The following is a 12,135-nucleotide window of genomic DNA, read 5'->3' as shown; positions in this document are numbered from 1 at the left end:
TTTGCGAACGCCGAACGCCGCTGCAAGTTCAAGCAAAGGAAAATATTCATGTTTTTCGGGTCGATACCAGCACTGGTGACTCCTTTTGCGGCGGGCCGAGTCAATGAAGCGGCGTTCCGTGAATTGGTCGAGTGGCAGATCGACGAGGGGTCGAACGGGCTGGTGCCCTGCGGCACTACTGGCGAGGCGGCGACGCTAACGACCGAGGAGCATCGGCGGCTCATCGAGATCACGGTCGAAGTGGCGCGGGGCAGGGTGCCGGTGATCGCCGGTTGCGGTTCGAACAACACCGCCCATGCGATCGAGCTCACCAGTTCCGCCAAAGCGGCCGGCGCCGACGCCGTGCTGCATGTGCCGCCCTATTACAATCGGCCGAACCAGGACGGGATCTACAATCACCTTGCGGCGGTCGCAGACCTCGGCATCTCGGTCGTCCTCTATAATGTGCCGGCTCGCACCATCACTGACATCGCGGTCGAGACAATGGCGCGGCTTTCACGTCTGCCGAACGTGATCGCGGTCAAGGATGCCACCGGTAATCTTGGGCGGGTTTCCGACCAGCGCCGGGCCTGCGGAGAACAGTTTGTTCAGCTGAGCGGCAATGACGAGACCGCATTGGCTTTCAATGCGATGGGCGGCGTCGGCTGCATCTCCGTCTCGGCAAATGTCGCGCCGCGCCTCTGTGCCGAGTTCCAGGAAGCGATGCGCGAGGGTCGGTGGGACGAAGCGCTGGTACTTCAGGACCGGCTCTATCCGCTCCACACTGCCCTGTTCACCGACGCGTCGCCCGGACCGGTCAAATATGCGATGTCGCGGGTTCGCCCCGGCTTTTCTATCGAGCTTCGCGCACCGATGACGGAGCCGTCCGATGCTTCGCGGAAGGCGGTCGATGCGGCACTGGCCCACGCGGGGCTCATCTAGGGGATGACGCCCTTCGAGCTGTTCTTCGGGCTCACCTCGGTCATCCTGGCCTTGGCGCTGACGCAGCTTGCCAATAGCTTTCAGCAACTGTTGCGGGCGGGTTCGCGGGTCCGCTGGGCGATCGAGCCGCTGCTCCAGGGGGCGCTAGTCGTGATGATCGTCGTATTCGTCTGGGTCGACCAGTGGCACGACCGCGACCTCGTTGAGGTGACGGTCCCGCAAAGCCTGCTGCAGGTCCTGAAGCTCTTGGCCGTCTATGTCGTTGCCGCGGCTGCGCTACCCGAGCCACCCGAGAGCGGACAGGTCGACCTGCGGGACCATTATATGGCGTCGCGAAAGGTTACCTACGGAGCGCTGGTTGCCGGGCTCATCCTGTTCACCGGCTATCGCTACATCTTTTACGCACCGGGCCATGAGCCGATCAACAATTCCCTGTTCCTTGGGCTTTTCCTTCTTGGGACCTATATCAGCCTGATGTTCGTTCGCTGGCGGCCGTTTCACATCGTCGCCCTGCTGCTTGTCTGTTTTGCCTATGCCGTCCAGGTGGCGCCGGTTGCCATCGGCGCCTAGGCCACTTGGCATTGCAGCAGTCACCCGTCTAAGGCTCCGCCCGTGTCCAAGGCCCCGATCACTGAATTCGACAAAGCGAAGGTCGTCGCCGAGAACCGGCGCGCACGCTTCGACTATTTCGTCGAAGATCGGTTCGAGGCGGGGATCGAACTGCAGGGCACAGAGGTAAAGGCGCTCAGGACGGGCGAAGGCTCAATCGCGGAAGCCTATGCCACGGTCGAGGGCGAGGAAGTGTGGCTGATCAACAGCCATATTCCGCAATATGGCGCCGGCAGCTGGATGAACCACGAGCCTCGCCGCCGCCGGAAACTTCTGCTGCGAGCCAAACAAATCGACAAACTGCATGGCTCGATCACGCGTCAGGGGCTAACGCTCGTGCCGCTTTCCATCTATTTCAATACGCGGGGGCGCGCGAAGGTCGAACTGGCACTGGCGCGGGGCAAGAAGGCCCACGACAAGCGGGAAACGATCAAAGAGCGGGACTGGAAGCGGGAACAGGGCCGGCTGTTGAGGCAAAACGGATAATAATGAGCGGGCCAATCAATTATTTTCAGCGACTTCTGCACAAGAACACGCCGTCGCGCGACGAGGTGCTGGCGAGCCCCTGGCTGAAGCCTTTCGGTCAACGGATCGCGCATTCGGAGCTCTGGCGCTTTACGCGCCGGTCGGTTCCCCGAGCTGTTTTCGCGGGACTGTTCATTGGCATCTTCCTGATGGTGCCGGGACTTCAGATCGTCGGCGCGGCGCTGCTCGCGATGCCGCTTCGGGCCAACATCCCGATCGCGGCGGCGATGACCTTCCTGTCCAATCCGCTGACTACTCCGTTTTTCCTTCTTGCCGCGATCGACGTTGGCGGGAGGATCGGGTTCCACACCGACCTGGCGAGCTTCATGGCCCTGCGCGGCGAAAGCGTCAGCACGTGGATGCAATGGTTGTTTTCGGACGCCGCCCCGGCGCTGGTATCGGGCCTGTTCCTGATCGGCCTCGGGGTTGCGCTTGTCGGTTATATCGTGTCGCTTGTCGTTTGGCGCTGGTGGGTCGGTCGCAAGTGGCGCCGGCGTTTCGCCACCGCTGAGTGAGCCCGGTCAAGGGGCGATCGGAATTGGGGAGAGAGTAATGAAGCGTTTGGTTATCCTTCTCGCAGCAACCACCGCCCTTGCGGCCTGCACGACGACCCCACCGCCCGAAATGGCCGCTCCCGCAGCTCCAGCCGAGGCCCCGCCGCCGCCGCCGGCCCCGGCACCGAAGCCCGAGCTCGGCACCTTCGGCTTCGACACCGCCGGCATGGATCGCTCGGTCCAGGCCGGCGACAATTTCTACATGTTCTCGAACGGGACCTGGGCGAAGAACACGCCGATCCCCGCCGACAAGTCCAACTATGGCATGTTCACCAAGCTGGACGACCTGTCGAAGGACCGCACCCGGGTCATCATCGAGGAAGCGGCCAGGGACTCCAACAGCAAGATCGGCAATGTCTATAACAGCTACCTCGATACCGCCGCGATCGAGGCCAAGGGCCTAGCCCCGATCCAGCCATGGCTCGGCGAGATCAAGGGCCTGAGCAACCGCTCAGGCTACGCCGCACTGGCCGCCAAGGCGGGCCGCTATGGCATCGGCATTCCGTTCGGCCTGTACGTCGGTCAGGACGACAAAAGCCCCGATCGCTACGTAACGCAGATGTTCCAGTCCGGCATCGGCATGCCCGACCGCGACTATTATCTGCTCCAGGACGAGCGGATGAAGGGCATCCGCGCGACATATCTTCAGCACATGACCAATGTCTTGAACCTGGCGGGTGAGCTTAATGCTGCCGCGCGGGCCAAGGCCGTGCTCGACTTCGAGACGGAGGTCGCCAAGGTTCATTGGACCCAGGTCGACAGCCGCGACGCGACTAAGACCTATAACCTCATGCCGCTGGCGAAGGTGCAGGCCGACGCGAAGGGCTTCGACTGGGCGACCTTCCTGCGTGACAGCGGGCTGAGCGCTGCGACCGAGATCAACGTCGCGCAGCCGAGCGCGGTCAACGGGATCGCCCGGCTATTGTCGCGGGCACCGCTGCAGGTGCTGAAGGATCAGCTGCTGGTCCGTTCGCTCGACCAGTTTGCGGCCGTACTGCCCAGCGCGTTCGATAAGGAGGCTTTCAGCTTCTACGGCACGACCCTGTCGGGCACGCCGCAGCAGGAGGAGCGGTGGAAGCGGGCAGTGACCTTCACCACCGGTTCCCTGTCTGACGACGTCAGCCAGATCTATGTTGAGCGGCACTTCCCGCCGGAAACCAAGGCGGCGGCCGACGAGCTGGTCCGTAACGTGGTTGCGGCCATGGGCCGGCGCATCGACAGCCTGACGTGGATGGCGCCCGAAACCAAGGTCCGCGCCAAGGCCAAGCTGGCCAATTTCCGGACCAAGATCGGCTATCCGTCCCAATGGAAGAATTATTCGGCGCTGGAGATCCGCCGCGACGACCCGCTTGGCAATGCGATGCGCGCGGCCGAATGGTCGCATAACGACAACATCACCCGTCTCGGCGAGCCGATCCGCCGTTGGGAGTGGGGTATGACCCCGATGACGATCAACGCCTATGCCAATTTCGGCATGCAGGAGATCGTCTTCCCGGCCGCCATCCTGCAACCGCCCTTCTTCGATCCCAATGCCGATCCGGCGCTCAACTATGGCGGCATCGGCGCGGTGATCGGCCATGAGATCAGCCACCATTTCGACGACCAGGGCGCGAAATATGACGAGAACGGCCGTCTCAACGAATGGTGGACCGAGGCCGACCGAAAGGCGTTCGAAGCGGCTGGCAAGGCGCTGATCGCGCAATATGATGCCTACCAGATCTTCCCCGATGCCAATGTGAAGGGCGCTTTGACCCTGGGCGAGAATATCGGCGATCTGGCCGGCCTTACCATCGCCCACGACGCCTGGATGCATTCGCTGGGCGGCGCGGAAGCTCCGGTGATCGACGGCTTCACCGGCGACCAGCGCTTCTATCTCGGCTGGGCGCAGGTGTGGCGGCGCAACTATCGCGAGGCGAATCTTCGCCAGCGGCTGATCACCGACCCGCACTCGCCATCGGAACAGCGCGCCGCCGTGGTGCGCAACCTCGACCCATGGTATCCCGCCTTCAATGTCCAGCCGGGGCAGAAGCTGTATTTGTCGCCGGAGCAACGGGTACGTATCTGGTAGATGCTTTACGAGCAGCTAGACCTTGGTGAAGTCGAGCCGCTGGACGGCGGCTTCAAATGGCTTGTGCCGGGTCTGGTTGCCGCCGCTGCCATCAGCGGGGCACTGCTGTTCTTCCTGATCGGCCAACCGATTTACGGCGGGCTCTTCCTGGCCGGTTTTGTCGGGATGCTGGTCGCCGCCTTCGTCATCGATCGGAGGAGTGCCGGACGGGTCGAGGTGGAACCGATCGTACTCCCCGATCTGGCCTTGGCCGGTTCGGCGCTCAACCTTTCAAGCGACCCGGCGGCAATTACCGACGTCGAAGGCGCTCTGAAGGCCATCAATATTGCGTACAAGGATCGGTTCGACGGAACACCTGCTCCGATCGAAGTTGGTCGCAACAAGGCGGCATCAACCAAGCTCGTTCGGCTGAAGGACGCGGCGCTGCGCGATGGCGAAGGATCGTCCGATATCGCCGTCTTGGGCGGTGCCGAAGCCAGGGTCGAGGTTAGCCGGATCGGCATTGGTCGTGACCTGCTTCTCTGGCGGTTCACTAGCGAATCTCGGGAAGATCCGCTGGATTCGGCCGCCAATCAAATTGCTGGGCAGACCGGCGAACGACTGGCCGCCGCCGGCGTGCTTGCCGTCCTTGTCGATGGCAACGGCCGCCTGGTGGCTGCGAACGCCCTGTTTTCGGATCGAGCGCTCGACGGAACGGTCTCGACCAAACAGCCGCCATTGTTCACCGACCTGATCGAGCCGGCCGGCGATGGCTCCGTGAAGCTGATGGCGGAAGGTCCGGATGCACGACCAATGCGCGTCGTCACCGTTCCGATCGAAATCGGTCACGCGGAATCGGCGGCGACCCTGCTCTTGTTCGATGCCGACCAGGGGCCAAGCCTTGCAAGCTCCACCAATGTCCAGGTGCTGCTGGAAATGCTGCCGATCGGTCTGGCATTGGTCGATCGCGATGGCCGCTTCCTGACGGTGAACAAGGCGTTCCGCCAGGCCGGCGGAATTCCAGGGAGCGACATGCCGTCCTATCCCGGCGACCTGGTGGTCAAGGAGGATAAGGCGGCGGTGGCCGATGCCGTGCGCCGAAACGCCCGCGGGCCGTCCATGTCGGGCGACTTGCCGGTCCGGCTGAAGCACCAGCCGACGGAGCCGGTCGCACTGACCGTGGCGGGTCTTCGCGGGCTTGGCGATGCGGCGGTGCTCCTGCTGCTCAAGGACAATAGCGAAGAGGCGAAGCTTAAGCGCCAGATCGCGCAGGCGACCAAGATGCAAGCCGTCGGGCAGCTGGCCGGCGGTGTCGCCCACGACTTCAACAATATCCTGACGGCGATCATCGGCCACTGCGACCTGATGCTGATGCGGCACACGCCCGGCGACACCGATTATGATGACCTTCAGCAGATCAAATCCAATTCCAACCGCGCCGCCGGCTTGACCCGGCAGCTGCTCGCCTTCTCTCGCCAACAAACACTGCGGCCCCAGATCCTTCAGCTGCCCGACGTCATCAGTGAAGTGTCGCACCTATTGAAGCGGCTGCTCGGCGAGACCGTCCAGCTCGTGGTGAAGCACGGCCGCGACCTTGGCCCGGTCCGCGCCGATCCGGGGCAGCTTGAACAGGTGATCGTCAACCTGTCCGTCAATGCACGCGATGCAATGGCCACCAAGGGCGGCGGCACGCTGACCATCCAGACCTATTCGGTAAAGGCGAATCAGGTCGCCGACCTCGGCAGCGAGATCCTGCCCATCGCCGATTATTCGGCGCTGTCGATCGCCGACACGGGGACCGGCATTCCGGCGGCGATCCTGAGCAAGGTGTTCGAACCCTTCTTCACCACCAAGGAAGTCGGGAAGGGCACGGGCCTTGGGCTTTCGACCGTCTACGGCATCGTCAAGCAGTCGGGCGGCTATATCTTTGCCGATTCCAAGGTCGGCGACGGTACCCGCTTCACCATCTACCTGCCGGTTCACCAGGTTGAGGAAGAGAAGAAGGGCGGGCGCAAATCGAAGAAGCAGGAGAGCGAAAACGAGCTTTGGGGCACTGGCACCATCTTGCTGGTCGAGGACGAGCCGATGGTCCGCACAGTCGCGGAACGGGCGCTCACCCGGCACGGCTACAAGGTGCTGACCGCCAACAATGGCGAGGAAGCGCTGGAGATCATCGACCGCGGCGATGAGATCGCCCTGCTCATCTCCGACGTGGTCATGCCGCTGATGGACGGGCCGACCATGGTCCGCGAGGCGCGCAAGACCCGGCCGGAACTGCCGATCCTGTTCATGTCCGGCTATGCCGAGGAGCAGCTCAGAAAGTCGATCGACATCGCCAATGTCGCCTTCCTGCCCAAGCCCTTTTCGGTTCAGGAACTTGCGGAAGCCGTCCGTAAAGTGTTGTCCGGCAATTAATCCTTTCCTCCGGCGAAACGGCTGCTATTTCCTAGGTCTATGTCGGGTTCGCGTTCCATCCTAATCGTCGAGGACGAGCCGCTGATTGCCATGATGCTGGAGGATTTCCTCCATTCATTGGGGCATGAGGTGAGTGGCAGTTGCGACAGTGTCAGCTCCGCATTGGAAGCCGTAGAGAAGATCGACTTCGATCTGGCGATCCTCGACGTCAATCTGAAGGGCGAGAATGTCTGGCCGGTTGCCACGGCCTTGCGCGAAAAGGGCACGCCCTTCGTGCTAGCCAGCGGCGGGCATGTCGATCCGCCCCCGGCTGAATTCAAGAACGCCCCGATGATCGAAAAACCTTACACGATCGACCGGGTCACACCGATCATTGAAGCGGCATTCGCCAGCTAGACGTATCGGAATTGCCGGCAGGCTGCTTATCGTGGCGCTCGGCGCTATGGGTGCAGTGCTTCTGATGATGAGTTTCTTTCAAACCCAGATGCTGTTCCCGACGGACGCGGTTCCGGCTGCGGGACCGCTGCCTGCTGGTGCGGAAAAGCTTGAAATCGAAGCGTCCGGCGGCGTGCGGCTCCACGGCGTTTACCTTCGGCCTCGCAATGAAGGCGACGATCCGCTGGTTCTTGGCTTCGGCGGAAATGCCTGGAATGGCCAGCATGTCGCGGTAGAACTCAACCGCCTGTTCCCCGACGCACATGTCGTGGCATTTCACTATCGGGGGTATCGACCCTCGACGGGCAGCCCGTCGTCCGAGGCTCTGATTGCCGACGCGCCAACAGTTTATGATGCCGCGGTCGAACACACCAAGGCGAGGAAGGTTATTGCTGCCGGATTTAGCATCGGCAGCGGGGTCGCGGCCCATTTGGCGGGGAAGCGAAGGCTCGATGGATTGATCCTTGTGACACCGTTCGATTCGTTGAAGGCCGCGGCGTCCGACCTGTTTCCCTGGCTGCCGGTCGGTCCCTTCTTCGAGCATGAGATGAACTCCGCCGGCGCTTTGAAGGGCAATCCGGTCCCGGTCGCGCTGGTCGCGGCCGAGCGCGATGAGATCATCCGCCCAATTCGAACCGCGGCCCTGCGCCCTCAAGTTCCGAACCTCATTTACGACCGAACGATCAAGGGGGCGGGGCACAATGATATTTATGGCCGAACTTCGTTTGAAGAAGCGATGCGCGAAGCCTATTTCCTGATAGTTTCAAAGAAGAAATCAATGTAATTGTTCCTATCTTGTTCTTATGGAACAAATAGGATACGAAATGGCCTTCAAGGGGGGTAACGAGCCGCCCGATTGACGAGGGAATGAAGGCCATGGCAGCGCAACTCAAAGTCGTCGGCTTGAATGGGGATAATGTGAACACGGACCGTCAAAAGGCATTGGAAGCAGCGCTCGCGCAGATTGATCGCGCGTTTGGCAAGGGCTCGGCAATGAAGCTGGGCAGCCGCGAGAAAATGGAGGTCGAGACGATTTCGACCGGCTCGCTGGGCCTCGACATCGCGCTGGGCGTCGGCGGCCTGCCGCGCGGCCGGGTCATCGAGATTTACGGTCCGGAAAGCTCCGGCAAGACCACGCTGGCACTGCACGCCATCGCCGAAGCTCAGAAGACCGGCGGTACCGCGGCCTTCGTTGACGCCGAGCACGCCCTCGATCCGGTTTACGCCAAGAAGCTTGGCGTCGACATCGACGAGCTGATCGTATCGCAGCCCGACACCGGTGAGCAGGCGCTCGAGATCGTCGACACGCTGGTCCGCTCGAACGCGATTGATGTGCTGGTGGTCGACTCCGTCGCCGCGCTGGTTCCCAGGGCCGAAATCGAAGGCGAGATGGGCGACAGCCATGTCGGCCTCCAGGCCCGCCTGATGAGCCAGGCGCTGCGCAAGCTCACCGGTTCGATCAGCCGCTCGCGATGCATGGTCATCTTCATCAACCAGGTGCGTATGAAGATCGGCGTCATGTACGGAAATCCGGAAACGACGACCGGCGGCAATGCGCTGAAGTTCTACGCTTCGGTCCGCCTGGACATCCGCCGTACCGGCCAGATCAAGGACCGGGATGATATTGTCGGCAACACGACACGGGTGAAGGTGGTGAAGAACAAGGTCGCCCCGCCGTTCAAGCAGGTCGAATTCGACATCATGTATGGCGAAGGCGTCAGCAAGGTCGGCGAAGTGCTCGACCTTGGCGTCAAGGCAGGCCTCGTCGAGAAGTCCGGCGCCTGGTTCAGCTATGACTCGACACGGATCGGTCAGGGCCGTGAGAACGCCAAGCAGTATCTGAAGGACAATCCGGACATGGCGAAGCGGATCGAAAATGCGATCCGCGGCAAGACCGAAGAGGTCGGCGAAGCGCTGATGGTTGGAGCCGGACCTGACGACGACGTCGAGGAATAGGCTGCTTTTGCAACATCAATAGTCGGGATCGGGCGGGGGCGTTGTCTCCGCCCTTTCTTCTTCCTCTTCCGGCTTGCCAATTGCCGCGAACAATTTCCCGCGCTCGGTCCAGAACACGATGGCGAGGCCCAGAGTTCCGCACATCGCGCAGCCGATCAGGAACGGCAGCTGCGTTCCGTCGAACGATTGGCCGATGGCGAGACCAAGAAGCGCACCACCGATCGTGCCCGTCACTCCCTGGAAAGAGGAGGCCGTGCCAGCGATCGGAGCCATGTTGGTCATCGCCAAGGTTCCGAAGTTCGATGTCGTGAAGGAGAAGCTGACGAAGGTGAGCTGCATCAGCAGGATGAACAGCCACAAGGGTTCGTCCATGGATTCCGCAACGATCGCATGGATCGCCGTCATCGTCACGATCGCGATCAGGCCGCAATGGCCAGTCCTGCGAAGGCCGAAACGGCCAACGACGCGGCTGTTACCCCAGCTTGCGAAGACCATCGGCCCGGCGATTGCTGCGAACACGATGCCGATCAGTTCACCGGAATCGAAAACGTCGAAGACGATCTGCTGGATCGAGGAGATATAGCCGGTCAGCACACCGAAGACCGCCGTCAGCGCCAATGTGTAACCGATGGACAGCCGGTCGGACGCCGCAACCTTCACGCCGGACCAGATTTCGCCTGCATTGAGAGCACGCCGAAATTCCGGGTGAAGCGTCTCGGGAAGCCTGATGAACCCCCATAGCCACATGATCGCGCCGTACCCGGCCAAGACCAGGAAGATCGCCCGCCAGTCGGCAACCAGCAGGATCGCCTGGCCAATATTGGGCGCCAGCATCGGCACCAGCATGAACACCATGAAGACGAGGCTCATGACCCGGGCCATTTCCTCGCCCTCGAACAGGTCCCGGACCATGGCCGTGACAAGCACGCGGGTAACCGCGGCCGAGGCGCCCATGGCGATGCGCCCCGCGATCAACAACTCGAAGCTTCCAGCGATTCCGCAAAGCAGCCCAAAGCCCGCGTAGAGGGCGACCCCGACTGCCAGGATCGGCTTGCGCCCGAACCGGTCCGCAAGCGGTCCCCAAATAATCTGCCCGACGCCGAAACCGAAGAAATAGGCGATCACCACCAGCTGCCGCATATTCTCGGTGCCGACGCCGAGGTCCGCCCCAATATCGGGCAGGGCAGGAATCATCGCATCGATGGCGAACGCATTCAGCGCCATCAGCCCGGCGAGAAGCGCGACGGTCTCCTTGGGCCCGGGGCGGCGTGCTCCGGTCGAATAGGGCAGGGCGATAGGCATGGATCGGCGTAGCTGGCCTATTGAACGCCATCATGCAACAGATGGGCCCAACCATCCGACGATAGTGGGGGAATATATGCGAATTGGTCGCCGCCAGCTTCTAGCCGGGGGAGGGCTGCTTGCAGCCGCATCGATGACCGGATTGGCCCGCAGCGCAACGGCGCAGGCCGCCGAGCTAAAGAAGTTCGCAATTCCCCCGGCGATCGGCAGGCCAGAACGGCTTGCCAGATTGGCGCGTGCGCAGGCGCTGATGCAGGCCAACGGCATCGGTGCGATCATCGTCGAATCCGGCGCAAGCCTCGATTATTTCACCGGCGTCCAATGGTGGAGATCGGAACGGCTGACGGGGACGGTCATTCCCGCCACTGGTGACCCGATCATCGTCACACCCTTCTTCGAGAAGCCGTCGATCGAGGAAAGCCTCGGCATCCCAGCCGAAGTCCGAACCTGGCACGAAGACGTCGAACCGCTGAAACTGGTAGCGGACTTTCTCCGGGAGCGTGGCCTGGCTTCGTCGCCGATCGGCATGGAAGAAACCAACCGCTTCTTCATCCTCGACAAGCTGAACCAGCATTTGCCTGGTGCACGGGTCGTCAGCGCCAATCCCGTCGTTCGCGGCTGCCGGATGATCAAGACCGCTCCGGAATTGGCCTTGATGCAGGCGGCGTCGGACATCACGCTCGCCGCATTCGCCTATACCTGGCCCCAACTGAAGGCGGGCATGACCGTCGCCGACATCGACGCCATCATCGGCCAGGCGACACGAGCCATGGGCGGCTCTTATGACGGCGGGCTCGTCCTGCTGGGCGAGGGGACGGCCTATCCTCATGGAACGCGCAAGCCGCAGGTAGTGGAGCGGGGCATCAACGTCCTGTTCGACTGCGGATGCGACGTGCGCGGCTACAAGTCCGACATATCGCGCAGCTTCGTTTGGGGAGCCGATCCGACCCCCGAGCAGCGCAAGGTCTGGGACCAGATGGCGCGTGGACAGCAGATCGCCAACCAGGCCGCGAAGGTCGGCGCTCCTGCGGGCAGCGTCGATGATGCCGTCCGCCGTGCCTACGAAAGCTGGGGCTATGGCCCGGGCTACAAATTGCCGGGACTGTCGCATCGCACCGGCCACGGCATCGGCATGGAGGGCCATGAACCGATCAACCTGGTCCACGGCGAGATGACAGCCCTGGCGCCCGGCATGTGTTTCTCGAACGAGCCCGGCATTTACCTCCCCGGCAAATTCGGGATCCGGTTGGAGGATTGCTTCTACATGACGGCCGCCGGTCCGAAATGGTTCAGCGTCCCGCCCAAGTCCCTTGAAGAACCGATCGGCCACTCAGGCGTTAGCTGACCCAACCGCCTCCGTAATGGCCGGCG

The 12,135-nt window shown here is 62.3% G+C and carries 11 protein-coding genes; 10 read left to right on the top strand and 1 reads right to left on the bottom strand.

The features are described 5' to 3' along the window. Positions 1-48: 48 nt before the first annotated feature. The 9 genes from dapA to recA all read left to right on the top strand — a co-directional run bounded on the left by dapA (position 49) and on the right by recA (position 9,462). On the top strand, positions 49-921 hold the full coding sequence (gene dapA / locus LZ496_RS02695) for a 4-hydroxy-tetrahydrodipicolinate synthase (RefSeq protein ID WP_249903048.1): 873 nt from the start codon (positions 49-51) through the stop codon (positions 919-921). Positions 922-924: 3 nt separating this feature from the next. Continuing rightward, positions 925-1,491 carry a hypothetical protein gene (locus tag LZ496_RS02690; protein WP_249903047.1) on the top strand — a complete coding sequence of 189 codons (567 nt, stop codon included), beginning with the start codon at positions 925-927 and terminating at the stop codon, positions 1,489-1,491. 42 nt (positions 1,492-1,533) lie between these two features. Continuing rightward, positions 1,534-2,016 (top strand): SsrA-binding protein SmpB, encoded by a 483-nt coding sequence (gene smpB, locus LZ496_RS02685; RefSeq protein ID WP_249903046.1) that lies wholly within the window; start codon positions 1,534-1,536, stop codon positions 2,014-2,016. Between the two features lie 2 nt (positions 2,017-2,018). Beyond that, a complete protein-coding gene (locus LZ496_RS02680; RefSeq protein WP_249903045.1) occupies positions 2,019-2,570 on the top strand; it encodes a DUF2062 domain-containing protein in 552 nt (183 codons plus the stop codon). A 37-nt stretch (positions 2,571-2,607) separates the two neighbouring features. Then, entirely contained in the window at positions 2,608-4,677 is a 2,070-nt protein-coding gene (locus LZ496_RS02675; protein ID WP_249903044.1) for a M13 family metallopeptidase, read from the top strand. Next, positions 4,678-7,071 (top strand): hybrid sensor histidine kinase/response regulator, encoded by a 2,394-nt coding sequence (locus tag LZ496_RS02670; RefSeq protein ID WP_249903043.1) that lies wholly within the window; start codon positions 4,678-4,680, stop codon positions 7,069-7,071. A 39-nt stretch (positions 7,072-7,110) separates the two neighbouring features. Then, entirely contained in the window at positions 7,111-7,467 is a 357-nt protein-coding gene (locus LZ496_RS02665; protein WP_249903042.1) for a response regulator, read from the top strand. A gap of 67 nt (positions 7,468-7,534) precedes the next feature. Continuing rightward, a complete protein-coding gene (locus tag LZ496_RS02660; protein ID WP_249903041.1) occupies positions 7,535-8,290 on the top strand; it encodes an alpha/beta hydrolase in 756 nt (251 codons plus the stop codon). A gap of 92 nt (positions 8,291-8,382) precedes the next feature. After that, entirely contained in the window at positions 8,383-9,462 is a 1,080-nt protein-coding gene (gene recA, locus LZ496_RS02655; RefSeq protein WP_249903040.1) for a recombinase RecA, read from the top strand. A gap of 15 nt (positions 9,463-9,477) precedes the next feature. Here the strand turns inward: recA and LZ496_RS02650 are convergent, their stop codons facing one another. Then, on the bottom strand, positions 9,478-10,764 hold the full coding sequence (locus tag LZ496_RS02650) for a multidrug effflux MFS transporter (protein WP_249903039.1): 1,287 nt from the start codon (positions 10,762-10,764) through the stop codon (positions 9,478-9,480). Positions 10,765-10,840: 76 nt separating this feature from the next. Here LZ496_RS02650 and LZ496_RS02645 point away from each other — a divergent pair, with 76 nt between their 5' ends. Then, entirely contained in the window at positions 10,841-12,109 is a 1,269-nt protein-coding gene (locus LZ496_RS02645) for a M24 family metallopeptidase (RefSeq protein ID WP_249903038.1), read from the top strand. Positions 12,110-12,135: the final 26 nt, after the last annotated feature.

It is taken from the genome of Sphingomonas caseinilytica, assembly GCF_023516455.1.
Taxonomy (GTDB): Bacteria; Pseudomonadota; Alphaproteobacteria; order Sphingomonadales; family Sphingomonadaceae; genus Sphingomicrobium; species Sphingomicrobium caseinilyticum.
The sequence above is the reverse complement of the archived record's forward strand: the minus strand, read 5'-3'. Positions and strand labels throughout refer to the sequence as shown.

Coding starts and splice junctions, on each gene's coding strand:
- dapA (WP_249903048.1), top strand. CDS start 49: ATGTTTTTCGGGTCGATACCAGCACTGGTGACTCCTTTTGCGGCGGGC.
- LZ496_RS02650 (WP_249903039.1), bottom strand. CDS start 10,764: ATGCCTATCGCCCTGCCCTATTCGACCGGAGCACGCCGCCCCGGGCCC.
- LZ496_RS02690 (WP_249903047.1), top strand. CDS start 925: ATGACGCCCTTCGAGCTGTTCTTCGGGCTCACCTCGGTCATCCTGGCC.
- recA (WP_249903040.1), top strand. CDS start 8,383: ATGGCAGCGCAACTCAAAGTCGTCGGCTTGAATGGGGATAATGTGAAC.
- LZ496_RS02680 (WP_249903045.1), top strand. CDS start 2,019: ATGAGCGGGCCAATCAATTATTTTCAGCGACTTCTGCACAAGAACACG.
- LZ496_RS02665 (WP_249903042.1), top strand. CDS start 7,111: ATGTCGGGTTCGCGTTCCATCCTAATCGTCGAGGACGAGCCGCTGATT.
- LZ496_RS02670 (WP_249903043.1), top strand. CDS start 4,678: ATGCTTTACGAGCAGCTAGACCTTGGTGAAGTCGAGCCGCTGGACGGC.
- LZ496_RS02645 (WP_249903038.1), top strand. CDS start 10,841: ATGCGAATTGGTCGCCGCCAGCTTCTAGCCGGGGGAGGGCTGCTTGCA.
- LZ496_RS02660 (WP_249903041.1), top strand. CDS start 7,535: ATGAGTTTCTTTCAAACCCAGATGCTGTTCCCGACGGACGCGGTTCCG.
- LZ496_RS02675 (WP_249903044.1), top strand. CDS start 2,608: ATGAAGCGTTTGGTTATCCTTCTCGCAGCAACCACCGCCCTTGCGGCC.